This window comes from Lysinibacillus macroides (genome assembly GCF_001281525.1).
GTDB lineage: Bacteria > Bacillota > Bacilli > Bacillales_A > Planococcaceae > Lysinibacillus > Lysinibacillus macroides.
The window spans coordinates 158,159-172,481 of sequence record NZ_LGCI01000008.1 but is presented as its reverse complement, the minus strand read 5'-3'; the positions used below and the strand labels follow the sequence as shown (position 1 = coordinate 172,481).

General features: G+C 38.7%; 14 protein-coding genes. 3 read left to right on the top strand and 11 right to left on the bottom strand.

Annotated features, from left to right (window positions below):
* Window position 1 precedes the first annotated feature (1 nt).
* The 10 genes from ADM90_RS12890 to ADM90_RS12850 all read right to left on the bottom strand — a co-directional run bounded on the left by ADM90_RS12890 (window position 2) and on the right by ADM90_RS12850 (window position 9,275).
* On the bottom strand, window positions 2-1,246 hold the full coding sequence (locus ADM90_RS12890) for a DNA cytosine methyltransferase (protein WP_053995399.1): 1,245 nt from the start codon (window positions 1,244-1,246) through the stop codon (window positions 2-4).
* On the bottom strand, window positions 1,234-2,352 hold the full coding sequence (locus tag ADM90_RS12885) for a DNA cytosine methyltransferase (protein ID WP_053995398.1): 1,119 nt from the start codon (window positions 2,350-2,352) through the stop codon (window positions 1,234-1,236). Before ADM90_RS12885 ends, ADM90_RS12890 begins: the two co-directional genes overlap by 13 nt.
* Window positions 2,345-2,566: a helix-turn-helix domain-containing protein gene (locus tag ADM90_RS12880; RefSeq protein WP_053995397.1), complete on the bottom strand. Its 222-nt coding sequence runs from the start codon at window positions 2,564-2,566 to the stop codon at window positions 2,345-2,347. The genes ADM90_RS12885 and ADM90_RS12880 overlap by 8 nt, the downstream gene beginning before the upstream one ends.
* Before the next feature lie 454 nt (window positions 2,567-3,020).
* Window positions 3,021-4,391 carry a 23S rRNA (uracil(1939)-C(5))-methyltransferase RlmD gene (rlmD, locus tag ADM90_RS12875; RefSeq protein ID WP_053995396.1) on the bottom strand — a complete coding sequence of 457 codons (1,371 nt, stop codon included), beginning with the start codon at window positions 4,389-4,391 and terminating at the stop codon, window positions 3,021-3,023.
* A gap of 61 nt (window positions 4,392-4,452) precedes the next feature.
* Window positions 4,453-4,575 carry a cytochrome bd oxidase small subunit CydS gene (gene cydS / locus ADM90_RS25345; protein WP_268766631.1) on the bottom strand — a complete coding sequence of 41 codons (123 nt, stop codon included), beginning with the start codon at window positions 4,573-4,575 and terminating at the stop codon, window positions 4,453-4,455.
* Between the two features lie 14 nt (window positions 4,576-4,589).
* On the bottom strand, window positions 4,590-5,615 hold the full coding sequence (locus tag ADM90_RS12870; protein WP_053995395.1) for a cytochrome d ubiquinol oxidase subunit II: 1,026 nt from the start codon (window positions 5,613-5,615) through the stop codon (window positions 4,590-4,592).
* Window positions 5,612-6,958, bottom strand: a complete 1,347-nt coding sequence (locus ADM90_RS12865) for a cytochrome ubiquinol oxidase subunit I (protein ID WP_053995394.1) — start codon at window positions 6,956-6,958, stop codon at window positions 5,612-5,614. Before ADM90_RS12865 ends, ADM90_RS12870 begins: the two co-directional genes overlap by 4 nt.
* 337 nt (window positions 6,959-7,295) lie before the next feature.
* On the bottom strand, window positions 7,296-7,601 hold the full coding sequence (locus ADM90_RS12860; RefSeq protein WP_053995393.1) for a hypothetical protein: 306 nt from the start codon (window positions 7,599-7,601) through the stop codon (window positions 7,296-7,298).
* A 131-nt stretch (window positions 7,602-7,732) separates the two neighbouring features.
* The gene (locus tag ADM90_RS12855) at window positions 7,733-8,647 is read right to left on the bottom strand and encodes a diacylglycerol kinase (RefSeq protein WP_053995392.1); all 915 of its coding nucleotides are present in this window, start codon (window positions 8,645-8,647) and stop codon (window positions 7,733-7,735) included.
* A 67-nt stretch (window positions 8,648-8,714) separates the two neighbouring features.
* Window positions 8,715-9,275, bottom strand: a complete 561-nt coding sequence (locus ADM90_RS12850) for a thioredoxin family protein (RefSeq protein WP_053995391.1) — start codon at window positions 9,273-9,275, stop codon at window positions 8,715-8,717.
* Between the two features lie 240 nt (window positions 9,276-9,515).
* On the opposite strand from ADM90_RS12850, the gene ADM90_RS12845 reads away from it, so the two are divergent.
* From ADM90_RS12845 to ADM90_RS12835, 3 genes are all read left to right on the top strand, one after another.
* The gene (locus tag ADM90_RS12845; protein WP_053993757.1) at window positions 9,516-10,712 is read left to right on the top strand and encodes an IS256 family transposase; all 1,197 of its coding nucleotides are present in this window, start codon (window positions 9,516-9,518) and stop codon (window positions 10,710-10,712) included.
* Window positions 10,713-10,965: 253 nt separating this feature from the next.
* Window positions 10,966-11,817, top strand: a complete 852-nt coding sequence (locus ADM90_RS12840) for a hypothetical protein (RefSeq protein WP_053995390.1) — start codon at window positions 10,966-10,968, stop codon at window positions 11,815-11,817.
* Window positions 11,818-11,838: 21 nt separating this feature from the next.
* Window positions 11,839-12,846: a hypothetical protein gene (locus ADM90_RS12835; RefSeq protein ID WP_053995389.1), complete on the top strand. Its 1,008-nt coding sequence runs from the start codon at window positions 11,839-11,841 to the stop codon at window positions 12,844-12,846.
* A gap of 48 nt (window positions 12,847-12,894) precedes the next feature.
* Here the strand turns inward: ADM90_RS12835 and gatB are convergent, their stop codons facing one another.
* On the bottom strand, window positions 12,895-14,322 hold the full coding sequence (gene gatB / locus ADM90_RS12830; RefSeq protein WP_053995388.1) for an Asp-tRNA(Asn)/Glu-tRNA(Gln) amidotransferase subunit GatB: 1,428 nt from the start codon (window positions 14,320-14,322) through the stop codon (window positions 12,895-12,897).
* Window position 14,323 lies beyond the last annotated feature (1 nt).

Below are 14,323 nucleotides of genomic sequence, written 5' to 3'. Positions count from 1 at the left end.
CTTAAATTGCAAGTTCTTGTTTTCCTTTTTCTACTTGTTCAATTATTTTAAATAAGGTTGGCATAAGTTCACCTAATTTTTTAGCAAATAATGGCGGGACAGCATTACCAATCATTTCAAAATTTGAAACCTGAGATTCATTGAATTCATAATCGTCATCAAAAGTCTGTAACCTTGCTGCCTCTCGAACAGTTATAGATCGCATTTGTTCTGGATCAGGATGTATATGACGTAATCCATCCTTTTTAAGATGTGCTGGAATAGTATTGCTAGGTTCATCCCAACGAAGAACATGATACTTATGAACATTAGTTCTTCTTCCAGTCTTTTGATAATACAATTCGATTAGTGCCTCAGCGGAATTATAATGAAAATATCCATCTTCAATATCTTTTGCAAGACTATAAAATATCTCCTGATCTCTTTTACTATGAAAACGTGAAGAGTGTCCATTAATTTCATTATTATCCTCATAAGCCTGCCGCTTATGAGGATTTTGTAATGGATAAATCGGGGGTAAATCAGAAATAGCATCACGCACTGTACTCTTCTTGGCTACTTTTTTAGTTGAAAGCATTCTCAAATAGAAATTCTTTAGTATCTCTTGATAATCTACTTCTTTTGAATCTCTACGAATACCAACAATAATAACTCTCTTCCTTCTTTGAGGTACGCCAAAATCAGCCATATCAAGCAAGGCATATTTCCGTAAATCGTTTATAATTTCATAGCCCGCTTCATTAAATGCCTTTTTAATCAAATCTGTAATCTTCTCCCCTGTTGGTATAGCCGATAAAATCCCTTCAACATTTTCAAATACAACAAGCTTCGGTTGATAGTGGTTAACTATTTTAATATAAGATTCAAACAAAAAATTCCTATAGTCGTCTTTCATTCCATTTTCATCACGAATACGTCCAGCTAAGGAATAGGCTTGACATGGTGGTCCCCCCGAAATTAAATCTACCCTTTTACCCCCTATAAGTGAATCAAGTCCGATTCCCTTCCCAAACTCAGTATCATCCCAACCACATAGTAACTCATCCGTGCGCTGTATATCAAAGTTTAGCACTTTATCTTTCGCATCTTCATCACCATATTTGGTTTCTAATCTTTTTACCAAAGTACGAACTTGAGGTTTTAACCATTCAACTGCTGCAAGAAGATTAAAGTTATTTGTTTGCTCGAATCCATCTAATAGACCGCCTGCACCTGCAAATAACTCGATACTATTTATTTTTCGCATAGGACTTCCTCCATGAAAACTTTAACACCATTATTCAAATGCTTTTTCATTTCCTCTCCAATTACTTGTGCTAACAAAGGAGGGACAGCATTACCAACCTGTTTATATTGCTGAGTTTTTGTTCCTAAAAACTCAAATGTGTCTGGAAAGGATTGTAGTCTAGCATTCTCCCTTACTGTTGGTACTCGATTCCATTTATAGTGAAAATGATTTCGGTGACCAGTATCTATTGTTTTTGAAGGCTTTTGGCTATGATAACGTGTCCAGGCCTCATTAAATTTTCTAGATTCACCTACTCCCGGAGGTAAGTTCTTATAGTTTCCTCCCTCAGGAACCTGACTAATCACCCATTTTACTTCTTCGGTATGATTGGTTCCAATATGATTGTATATAACATCTGAGTTTTTACGCATCATTTTTTGATAGCTACTTTGTGGCTCACAGGTATACTCCATTATACTCTCTCCAAGAGTATCAACTAAAGATGGTAAATCAGATATAGCATCCGATGTTGTTACATGATGTTTGGAATCTAGTATAGGCTTAGGAAAAGCAAAATAGTCATATCCGAGTTCTTTCTGGTATCCCACAAAGAACATTCTCTTTCTATTTTGTGGTACCCCATAATCTGATGCGAGCAAAGGTGGATCAGTTACACTAACTGCATAACCCATATCTTCAAAAGTATTAATAATCTGTTGTTTGACAGTCCCTTTATATAAAGTTGCCATACCAGGTACATTTTCAATCAAAAATGCCTTTGGACGGAAGTATTTAACAGCATGAACCACGGCAACATAAAGTTTGTTTCGAGAATCATTAATATCTCGTGATCCAGTTAGACTAAATCCTTGACATGGAGGACCCGCAATAATAACGTCAATATCTCGATTTCCAATCGCATTTTCTATACTTTTAATGGACTCCTCTTCTTTATATAAGTCTTCCTTTAAGGCTTTTGCTCCTTTAATATTATGAGCATATGTACGAAGAGCTGCCTCATCAAAATCTATTCCTGCTAATATTTCATAACCTGCTTGTACAAAACCTTGACTAAGTCCACCTGCCCCTGAAAATAAATCAATTACTGTATATCTCTTACTCATCTAAAATCACCTTGTCTTCTATAAATTCAACAATATCCCCTATTTCACAATCCAAAGCTCTACAAATACGTTCTAAAGCCTCGAGTGAAACTCCTTGGTTTTTACTTAATCTAGCTAATGTAGCAGATGTAATCCCTGAACAGTCTCGGAGTTGTGTTTTATTTATTTTTTTGTCTATAATTAACTTCCATAATTTATCATATGATACAGACATGTCACTCTTCCTTTATTCTCTATAAATAGAAAAAAATTCTATATACATAGAATTATTACTAGGATAATACTACCACATTCATTCCATTTCGTAAACTAAAACTCTTTACCATTACTCATCCATTTTTAACAGGATAGTTGGGCACCTAACAATAATGAACTAACAATCAAGAAACTTTTTATACAGTTAGACATTTTAAACGCCTCGTCAATCCAAAAGCCTTACACAATTTTAGATATTTAATATAATCAAGATATTCGATGTATTTCATTACATCTGTCCTATCTCCTCAACCCTACAAAATCATCCATTCTATCTCCTCAACCTTCTGCCGATTTACTCGGTTGATATGTTTCCTCAATAAATAAAAATAAGGATTTTCAAGGTTAAAAGGTACTGCCAGAAATCAGGCAGAAAATCCTCCAACCTTGGAAATCCTTTATTTATCAAAGCCTTATTTCTCCACTCTTGACATCAAGACAACACACTCCACATGTGTCGAATGTGGAAACATATCGACAGGCTGAATTTCCTGCGTTTGATAGCCACCATCCTCTAAAATGCGCAGGTCGCGTGCTAGTGTGGCTGGGTTGCAGGATACATAGACTACTCGTTTTGGGCGCTGCTCTAAAATGGTCTTTAATAAAGCTTCATCACAGCCTTTGCGCGGTGGGTCGACAACGAGGACATCAGCTTCCTTACCCTCTTTGTACCAGCGTGGAATGACTTCCTCTGCTGGGCCAGCTTCAAAATAAGTATTTGTAAAACCGTTCAACGCTGCATTTCGCTTGGCATCCTCAATTGCTTGTGGGACGATTTCAACACCCATTACAGCCTTTGCTTGTTGTGCAAGGAATAAGGAGATTGTACCAATACCACAATACGCATCAATTACTCGTTCATTCCCCTGCAAATCTGCATAATCAAGTGCCTGCTGATAAAGCACCTCTGTTTGCACTGGATTCACCTGATAGAAGGAACGCGCTGAGATTTCAAAGCGCACATCGCCAATTGTATCAATAATCACATCTTTGCCCCACAGATTGATTGTTTCATCGCCAAAGATGACATTTGTTTTAGCGCTATTAATATTTTGCATAATCGATGTAACATTCGGAACAAGTTTTTGAATCACTGCAATGGCTGCTTCTTTTTGAGAGAACTTTTTCTTTTTCGTGACGAGGACAACCATGATCTGACCTGTTGCTCGTGCTTTACGAATCACAACATGGCGTAACATCCCCTCATGTGTTTGCTCATTATATGGGCGAATCCCGATTGTTGCCAATTCTTTTTTTAAGCCTGCCAGTATTGCATCTGCCTCTCCTGTTTGAATTAAGCAGCGCTCCATATCCACAATGCTATGTGTTTTGGTTTTGTAAAAACCTGCAATTGCTTGTCCTGCTTCATTTGTAGCGAATGGAATTTGGGCTTTGTTACGATAATGCCAAGGCTCTTCCATACCTTTTACAGGAAGCACAGGTGCAGTGATTTTGCCAATACGCTGCATGACATTCCGCACCATATTTTCCTTCCATTTTAACTGTCCCTCGTAGGACAAATGCTGTAGCTGACAGCCGCCACATTGCTTGAAGTAGTCACACGGTGCTTCTACACGATCTGGTGATGGCTTAAGAATTTCTTGAACTTTTGCAAAGCCATAATTTTTTAATGTTTTTACTACATGAATTTCAGCCGTCTCATTTGGCAATGCGCCTTGAATAAACAATGGATAACCATCAACCTTAGCGACACCATTGCCATCATGCGTTAAATCTTCTATATAAACTGAGAGTCGTTCATTTTTTTTCACAGGTGCTGACATTTTACTCACTCCATTTCAATCCTCTTATTGTAGCATGTGTTGACGACTGAAAAAAGAGCCGCTATTCGCGACCCTTTTCTTGTTTCTTTGTAATATATTGATCCTTTGGTGCCCACCAAAATGCACACATAATACCAAGGATAACGACTATAAATGGCGCATAAAAAATCAAAAAGCTTTGCATACATCGAGTCCCTCCTACGCATGATTATCTTCTTTTCCTGTCACATAACTTTTATTGAATAAAAATAATTTCATCAATAAATATAGTGATGGCAAAAGAAGACAAAGCCCTAAAACAAATGCAATCACCAATGCAATCGCCATTTGCGTGCTTGTAAAGCTATCATAAATCGTTAAGTATGGATACAGTAAATATGGATATTGTGCAATGCCATACGCAAAGAACGCTACTGCAAATTGAGCAATCAAAAGGCCCACTGCAAGCCCGTACTTTTTACGCTTTGCTATCAGTAGAACAGTGATTATAAATAGTATAGCTGATATGGCGAACATCCACCATAAATCAACCATATGATTGTAGCTTTCTGGGTTAATGGATTTCATTTCATACATAATGCCAAGTGCACTAATCATTAAAGGAACTGCCCAAATAAGTGCATACTTTCGCATCAGCTTTGTTGCTTCTATATCATTTGCTTTATATGCATACCATGTTAAAAATACAGCAGAAATATACAATACAGCGGCAATGCTTAAGACGACAATACTCCATGCAAATGGACTTGTGTATAATGTCCAATAGTTTAATATAGGCTGCCCATCTACCATATCCACATAGCCACCACCTGCAATTGCAAAAACAACAGAAAAGGACGCTGGGATTAGTAAGCCTGCTACACCATATGTCAGTGTATAGCCGATATGTCCACGTGCCCCGTAAGCCTCAAATGCATAGTAAGAGCCTCGAATTGCCAATAGGACAAGTGAAATACTGACAGGCACAAGTAAAATCGTTCCGTAATAAAAGGCGGTTTGCGGGAAAAATCCTACAATTCCTACAAAGAAAAACACTAAAAACACATTTGTTACTTCCCATACAGGTGATAAATAACGTTTAATGATGTTTGTTAATATATGATTTTTGCCAATGAGTAGACTATACGCGTTAAAAAAGCCTGCACCGAAATCAATGGATGCAACAATCACATAGCCAAATAAAAATATCCATAATACAGAAATCCCTAAAATCTCTAATGTCATAGAATATCACCGCCTTGTTCAGAATGGCGATCTTCAATTTCACGCTCAATTGGATTCTTTTTAAACATACGCACTAATACAACAATACTTCCGACTGCTAATACTGCATAGACACCTGCAAATAATAACAGCATTAAATCCACATGCTCACTCGTTGTAGCTCCTTCTGGTGTACGCATTAAGCCATAAAGTATCCACGGCTGACGTCCCACCTCCGCTAGCCACCATCCCGCTTCAATGGCAATTATGGAAAGTGGACCGCCTGCTACAATGACCCACCTGTACCAGCGTGTATGAATAAACAGCCAGCCACGTTTTTGTCCGATTACATAAAGCAATGATATAAGCAGCATAAACATACCGATGGACACCATAATATCAAAAAGATAATGAATATAGAGCGGTGGTAAATCCTCTTCTGCAAATTGATCTAAGCCAATAACCTCTGCGTTAGGATTAAAATGTGCAAGAATACTTAAAGCATACGGAATTTTAATAGCATATTTTACTTCTTCCCCATCTAATACACCAAATAAAACAAGTGAGGCTTTACCCTCTGTTTCAAAATGCCATTCTGCTGCAGCTAATTTTTCGGGTTGATATTCGGCTAAATATTTTCCTGAAAAGTCGCCAATCACAGCTGCTGCTATAGAAAAAATTAAGCCAATTTTCATTAATAAAAGTAGTGATTTTTTATGATAGACATGCTTCGAGCCTTTTAGCATTCTGTAGCCTGCAATAGCTGCTAGCACAAATGCCGATGTCATATAGGCAGTAACAAGTACATGTGCCACCTTTGTTGGCATGGCTGGGTTAAACATTGCTAGTAAGGGCTGAATATTCACAAGCTCACCATTCACAATATCGAAGCCCTGTGGAGCATTCATAAAGGCATTCACAATGGTAATAAAAACAGCCGACATTGACGCCCCTACAGCTACAGGTATTAGTAACAGCATATGCTTTTTCTGACTATCAAAACGATCCCATGTGTATAAATAAATCCCTAGGAATATAGCCTCAAAGAAAAATGCAAATGTTTCCATAAAAAGTGGCAATGCAATCGTTTGACCAGCTAGCTGCATAAAGTTGGGCCACAATAAAGATAATTGTAAGCCAATCGCTGTTCCTGTGACAACACCAACTGCAACGGTAATAACAAAACCACGTGCCCAGCGTCTTGCTAGTAAGATATAATGCTCATCATTCTTTTTATATCCAGTCCATTGGGCAATCATAATCATTAACGGAACGCCTACACCAATCGTTGCATAAATAATATGGAACGATAATGTTAACTCCGTTAATGCCCGACTCCAAAAGACTGCTGACTCATTAATCATCTTATTGCCCCCTTAGCTACCGAATATTTTTCCAAGAATGGAAAGTAGCATAATAATTGCCACACCAAAGCTTAACCACATCAGCTTTTTTTCTTGTGATTTATACAAAGGCAACACTCCCCTTCCCCTATTCATACCCTTATTTTCCACTATAGCAACGAAAAAAACCTTTATAACGGACCGAAATTTCAGTCTATTATAAAGGTTTCAAATTTTGTTCAAGTAATATACGCACATTTGCCAAACATTTTACTTAATTTATTCACAATCTCTTATGGGAGTGAAGTAATCGCTATAATTAAGCGGGAGTGCCACACTTTTGAGTGGAGTACTCCTATTATTGAGTGCATTCTCTCACTTTTGAGCGCTGCGCTACCTTTATTGAGCGGCATTCTCTCGCTTTTGAGCGCTGCGCTACCTCTATTGAGCGGCCTTCTCTCGCTTTTGAGCGCTGCGCTACCTCTATTGAGCGGCCTTCTCTCGCTTTTGAGCGCTGCGCTACCTCTATTGAGCGGCCTTCTCTCGCTTTTGAGCGCTGCGCTACTTTTATTGAGCGGCATTCTCTCGCTTTTGAGCGCTGCGCTACTTTTATTGAGCGTATTCTCCCACTTTTGAGCGCTGGGCTACTTTTATTGAGCGGCATTCTCCCGCTTTTGAGCGCTGCACCTTTATTGAGCGCATTCTCTCGCTTTTGAGCGCTGCACTACCTTTATTGAGCACATTCTCCCGCTTTTGAGCGGCAATCCCATGCTTTCCCACCTGGAGCTTTCAACATTAAATACGGTCATCCTCACGAATATCCGCAAGAGGTACAAATATTTCGATATGACGCTTTAGGTTTTCAAATGTGGCAGGTGCATCGCCGCCATATTCGCCATCTAAGTTGAGATGGACTTCATTTTCTGTCGTAACTTTTACAACGCTTGCTTTTTTATAAATGACCCGATCATCGTTTAAATGCTCACCTCTTAATGCCATAGCAGCAAGCTGAATAAACTCAGGTAAGCTGACCTTTTTTAACACAATTAAGGTAAAGTAGCCATCATTAATGCTAGCATCTGGCGCAAGCTTCTCAAAGCCACCTACTGAATTTGTAAGTCCGCAAAGAAACATCATGGCATCTCCATCAAATACTTCTCCATCGTATTCAATACGCATATGTGAAGCTTTAATGGATGGTATCATCTCTACTGCTTTTAAATAATAAGCTAGCTGACCAAGCATTGTTTTCATTTTACTTGGTACTTCATATGTTAGCTCTGTGATTCGGCCGCCAGCTGCAATATTGATAAAATAACGTTCACCATTTAATAAACCAACGTCCACTGGTAGGGTATCACCTTGAATAATAATCTCTACTGCCTCATCAATATTTCGAGGAATATGCACAGCACGGGCAAAATCATTTGTAGTGCCCATCGGAATTAGACCAATTTTCGGACGATTTTCATATGGACTTACACCTGAAACAACTTCATTTAATGTGCCATCTCCACCAACTGCAATAATTATATCAAAGCCGCGCTCTACCGCATCTTTTGCTGCAAGTGTTGCATCGCCTTCACCTGTTGTTGCATGACAAGATGTCTCATAGCCCGCTACCTCTAGTTTCTCTAACACCTCTGGGAGATGCTTCTTAAATGCTTCACGTCCAGATGTAGGATTATAAATGATTCTTGCTCGTTTCATAACATACCTTCCTGCTTCATAAGATTCTATTTCATTCAACGAATTATACATTGAAATGTTGCATTATTTATTGTAATGCTGCTGTTATTTGCTTTTTAAAGTCCTCATAGACAAAAGTCCAATAAGATTGGTTGGAAATATTTTCTTCACGAATTTCCGTATACAGTGCCTTTTGCGCCTCTTCAAACGCTGGGTCTTCTTTATCTGGTAAGCTTGCTCGCTTCGTTACCACCAGCTCCTGTAATTCAGGTGCACGTGGTCCCCATTTGCCAATAACCTCCCCAGTGTCATCTAATAGCAGATAGATGGGAATCGCACGACCACCATTTGTTAAATAACGATCAATTAAATTTGTATCAGCATCACGTAAAACGGCACGCATGTCTATGCCCGCTGCCTCAGCCACACGGCGAATAATTGGATTATTTAACATTGCATCACCGCACCAATCCTCCGTAATTGTTAAAATCTTTGGCTGCTTGTTCTTTAATAAATCAACAAAGCCATCGTTTGTTGGTACTTCAAAGCCGTCATAAATACGAAAACTCTCTTCTTTAAGTGTTGTCATATTGTCCATGTATTGTTGGATAGAAATAGCTTCATTAAAATATTGTTGTTCTGTTTTCACTGGCTCGTCCCCCTCAGTATAATCTATTCTATATTTTGCTACGAATCCGCATTTAAGACAACTGTAAAGCTCTTTTTATTTACAAAAAATATAAGTACTATTTACTTCTAATTTATAAAATATCTAAGTATTTGAGAGTATAAAATATTTTGTGTAAATAGAAAATTCCATAGAAAAAGGAAGACCCTTTCTTGGTAGAATTAAGTCACCACAACCAATCCTAGAAAAGAGGTCTTCCCTATGAATCAGTTTACAACAGAAATTGTCGATGCACTAGTCAAAAAACAAGATATTACCGAGGTTTTTCGTTCGCACTTGGAAATGGCGATCAACTCGCTACTGGCGACAGAGCTGACGGAATTTTTGGATTACGAAAAATACGATCGTATCGGGTTCAACTCAGGCAATTCTCGCAATGGGTCTTATTCGCGTACACTTCACACGGAGTACGGCGATTTAACGCTTCAAATCCCGCGGGATCGCAACGGTGAGTTTAAACAACAGACAGTGGTACCATATAAGCGCTCGAACGATACGCTGGAAGAAACGGTCATTCACTTGTTCAAAAAAGGCATTACGATGGCGGAAATTGCGCAATTAATTGAGAAAATGTATGGGCATCACTATACGCCGCAAACGATTTCGAATATGACAAAGGCTGTTTCAGAAACGGTAGAAGCCTTTAATAACCGTCCTTTGCACAATCGTTACGTATGCGTGTATTTAGACGCGACGTATATTGCCGTGCGTCGTGATACGGTGTCAAAAGAGGCCGTCTATATTGCAGTTGGTATTCGTGAAGACGGCTCTAAAGAAGTGCTTGGCTATACGATTGCCCCAACAGAATCGGCCTACAACTGGCAGGAGCTACTACAAGAGCTCAAAGACCGTGGTGTAGAAGACGTACTTTTATTCGTATCAGACGGCTTAAAAGGCATGGCAGACGCTGTGTTTAATGTGTTTCCAAAGGCAAAATATCAGGTGTGCCTTGTCCATGTGGCACGCAATATCATGCATAAAGTCCGAGTAGAAGATCGCAAGGAAGTGTGCGAGGATTTTAAAACGATTCACCAGGCAAAGAACGCTGAAGCAGCGAAAAAAGCGCTCGAGACGTTCTGCGAAAAATGGGGCAAATCGTATAAAAAAGTCGCACAAGGCTTACTCGAAAACCCGTATTTACTGACGTTTTACGGCTTTCCCAAGGCGATTTGGCGAAGCATCTACTCGACGAATTTAATCGAGTCGTTCAATAAGCAAATCAAAAAATATACAAAGCGCAAGGAACAGTTCCCGAACGAAGAATCGTTGGAGCGCTTTTTAGTGACGCAGTTCGAAGACTATAATCAACGTTTCGCCACACGCTGCCACATCGGCTTCAATCAGGCCCGTGCAAAGCTAGAAGAAATGTTTGAGCAGCTGCACGAACCGGCAAACTAGACCGGGACGCGCCAGCGCGAAATTTGAGTGTGTAGGAAAGGGCTAGCCCTTTCCTACACACTCAAATCAACACTTCGAACAAGTACAATTGAATACACAGGTGATGAGTTCCCTTGAACGGGTGAATCGTCATTTACACAAAAATATTGACAGTACCAAGTATTTATTTTCCGAAATAATATAAATATTTACATATTATGTTCGATATAGTAAAGGAAGGTCCTTCTAATAAAAAATGTGAGGAGTTTTAATAATGAGAAAGATTTACGCTTTTCTATTTGTTTTGTTTATCTCTTTACCATTTTTCATCGAAGAAGCAGCTGCAGCTATAATTGATGAGACAGAACCAAATGATACATCAGTAAATGCGCAGCTTATTGAGAGAAACAATCATGATCCAGCTCAAATGATTAATGGGAATAATGCGAGTCAAAAAGTGTTAGTTGGCAATTTGTCGAGTGCAACAGACGAGGATTGGTATCAAGTTTATTTACCTGCCAATCCAGAAACCTATTTATCTATCAATGGTCAAACAGGTCCAATCTTTAAATTTGAAATATTTGATGCTACTTTGGGGCAAATTTTTGAAGAGGACTATAGTAAAGATCCTTCTTTTATAGGCGCCTTTCCTTACGAATTTAATGTATCCACAGCGGGGATTTATTATGTGAAAGTTTCAAGTGTTTTTGGAACAGGTGGGGAATATCGCTTTACCGTTGGCAGCCCCAATTATACGGTGGATTCCTATGAATACACAGCAGCAACACCCTTAACATTAACGACGTCAATTAATACTGCTCAAGATACGTATGATCTTAGACATATCGCAGACGTCCCTAAAAAAGCTATTGTTTACCAAGTTACATTTGGTGGCACTAAGGTAAATTCTGCAACAAGTGAATATAGACGAATTAAATTAGCGACCGATTCTTCGTGGATTAACACCTCCTCCTATTCATGGATCGCCAATATTCCTGCTGTTCAAAATAAAGCCTTTCATAGTCAGTGGAGTGTTCAATTACAAGGTAAGGTTTCAAATAGCACAAAGCCCTATAGTTTAACACCAAAATTAAGATTTTCTTATTTTTATCCAATCATTCCTTAATATATTAGGAGGTGAATTTCTATGAAAATGCAACACTTCTCTCTTATGCGAAGCCTTTTCAACAATGGCTCCTCTAAAACAAACATGTTATCAACGATGAAACAATTAAGTCAATACAATCAATTATCTAAAGGGACTATGAAAAAACTGTATGAAAAATTAGATACGGTGGAAATATCACCTAGTAGTCTGCAAAAGCAGGTAGCGAGTAAGCAGGGGATTACAAGCCGTCAAGCTATTCAATCACTCACCCATTTACAAGGAAAAGAAGTAAAGGAAATAAAAGCAAAGAATAACGTGCTTGAATTTGACGATGGTGCTTTATATCGCTTTAGTTTTAATGGCGTTTCAACGGTTATGCAAAGCTTCTACCATGGCTCTGGTTCCATTCTTGGCACTGCTTTCACCGAATTGGGCGAACGACTAGGTGTTGAGACAGGAACTATTTATTCTCAGCAGGATGTAACAAAGATCAATAAAATTGAAGACTTTTTTTCTGGCTTTACAGGGCGATCTGGCTTAATCGGTTCAAGACATTCATATTCTGGTGAGGAAGTATTGGATATGTTCAAGAGCGTTGGGATTGAGCCTGGTTGGTTTACGGTTAAAAGTAGTGGTCAAACTGTGAGACATTATTTAAGAGAGGATGGTCGAACTTTTTCGGAAAAACAGGTTCTGGGTAGCCGTAATACGTTTATGTCCCATAATTTATTTGATATTGGGTATAAACAAGGCGAAAAAATTACTATTGGCGACACTGATTACGAGGTGGATGAAACAGGTCATATTAATTTGCCACCAGATGCAGCCGTTTTCCTCACCCATAATGTCGACCCCATGTACACAAAGCGAAAGCAACTTGCCACAATTAAAGATCAATTAATAAAAACACAGGCAACTCGCCCAGAGGAGCAAGTATTCTTTTCAACGCCCACCCATGATTATACATTGGATGGAAATGGAGAATTATTAGAAACCAAGAATTTAAACAGTAACCGTCAAACGGGCTGGTGGACAACAAAATTGTAATTTAAACTAAAAATGGTACCGGGCTTATTCCATCCCAGTACCATTTTTTTAGCGTTTAGCAATTTCTTGTTGTAATAATTTATTTACCATTGGTGGGTTAGCTTGGCCTTTTGTTGCTTTCATAATTTGACCAACTAAGAAGCCAATCGCGCGATCCTTACCATTTTTGAAATCTTCGATAGATTGAGCGTTATTATCTAAAACTTCTGTTACAATTGCAAGTAATGCACCTTCATCGGAAATTTGCACTAAGCCTTTTGCTTTCACAATATCCTGTGCAGAGCCGCCGTTTTCTACTAATTCAGCAAATACTTTTTTACCAATCTTAGAAGAAATTGTACCGTCTGTAATTAATTTCACCATTTCCGCAAGGTTTTCTGGCGTTAATGCAGTATCTTTAAGATCTTTTTGTTCTGCGTTTAAGTAAGCAGAAACATCACCCATTAACCAGTTAGCAGAAAGCTTCGCATCTGCACCGTTTACGATCATTGCCTCGAAGAAGTCTGAGATTTCTTTTGAAATAACAAGAACGCCTGCATCATATGGTGTTAAGCCTAATTCTTCCACATAACGTTTTTTACGTGCGTCTGGAAGCTCAGGAATTTCTGATTTTACACGCTCTAGCCATGCATCATCAATCGAAAGACGCACTAAGTCTGGCTCTGGGAAGTAGCGGTAATCATCTGTTCCCTCTTTGACACGCATGAGAATTGTCTTACCTGTTTTTTCATCGAAACGACGTGTTTCTTGCTCAATCACGCCACCTGACAACAATACATCAGCTTGGCGTAACTCCTCATGCTCTAAGCCACGACGTACAAAGTTGAAAGAGTTCAAGTTTTTCAGCTCTGTTTTTGTACCAAATTCTTCTTGACCATAAGGACGAATGGAAATATTAGCATCACAACGAAGTGAGCCTTCTTCCATCTTACAGTCAGATACGTCTGTATATTGGATAATGGATTTTAATTTTTCTAAGTAAGCGTATGCTTCATTTGGCGTACGAATGTCTGGCTCAGAAACGATTTCAACAAGTGGTGTTCCTTGACGGTTAAAGTCAACTAATGAGTGGTCACCAGCATGTGATAGCTTACCAGCATCTTCTTCCATATGAAGACGTGTAATGCCAATACGTTTTGTATAGCCATCTACTTCAATATCAATCCAGCCATTTTTACCGATTGGTTTATCGAATTGTGAAATTTGATAAGCTTTCGGATTATCTGGATAAAAGTAGTTTTTACGGTCAAATTTTGTTTCTTGTTCGATTTCCATATTAAGTGCAAGCGCTGCACGCATTGCGAAATCTACTACATTTTTATTCAGTACAGGTAGAACACCTGGATAGCCTAAGTCGATTACGGTTGTATTTGTATTTGGTTCAGCACCAAAGTGAGCAGGTGCTGGTGAGAAGATTTTTGAGTTTGTTTTTAACTCAACGTGTACTTCTAAACCAATGACTGTTTCAAAGTTCATG

Coding starts and splice junctions, on each gene's coding strand:
- ADM90_RS12885 (WP_053995398.1), bottom strand. CDS start 2,352: ATGAGTAAGAGATATACAGTAATTGATTTATTTTCAGGGGCAGGTGGA.
- ADM90_RS12860 (WP_053995393.1), bottom strand. CDS start 7,601: ATGCCGCTCAATAAAAGTAGCCCAGCGCTCAAAAGTGGGAGAATACGC.
- ADM90_RS12870 (WP_053995395.1), bottom strand. CDS start 5,615: ATGACATTAGAGATTTTAGGGATTTCTGTATTATGGATATTTTTATTT.
- gatB (WP_053995388.1), bottom strand. CDS start 14,322: ATGAACTTTGAAACAGTCATTGGTTTAGAAGTACACGTTGAGTTAAAA.
- ADM90_RS12835 (WP_053995389.1), top strand. CDS start 11,839: ATGAAAATGCAACACTTCTCTCTTATGCGAAGCCTTTTCAACAATGGC.
- cydS (WP_268766631.1), bottom strand. CDS start 4,575: ATGCAAAGCTTTTTGATTTTTTATGCGCCATTTATAGTCGTTATCCTT.
- rlmD (WP_053995396.1), bottom strand. CDS start 4,391: ATGTCAGCACCTGTGAAAAAAAATGAACGACTCTCAGTTTATATAGAA.
- ADM90_RS12890 (WP_053995399.1), bottom strand. CDS start 1,246: ATGCGAAAAATAAATAGTATCGAGTTATTTGCAGGTGCAGGCGGTCTA.
- ADM90_RS12840 (WP_053995390.1), top strand. CDS start 10,966: ATGAGAAAGATTTACGCTTTTCTATTTGTTTTGTTTATCTCTTTACCA.
- ADM90_RS12855 (WP_053995392.1), bottom strand. CDS start 8,647: ATGAAACGAGCAAGAATCATTTATAATCCTACATCTGGACGTGAAGCA.
- ADM90_RS12845 (WP_053993757.1), top strand. CDS start 9,516: ATGAATCAGTTTACAACAGAAATTGTCGATGCACTAGTCAAAAAACAA.
- ADM90_RS12865 (WP_053995394.1), bottom strand. CDS start 6,958: ATGATTAATGAGTCAGCAGTCTTTTGGAGTCGGGCATTAACGGAGTTA.
- ADM90_RS12880 (WP_053995397.1), bottom strand. CDS start 2,566: ATGTCTGTATCATATGATAAATTATGGAAGTTAATTATAGACAAAAAA.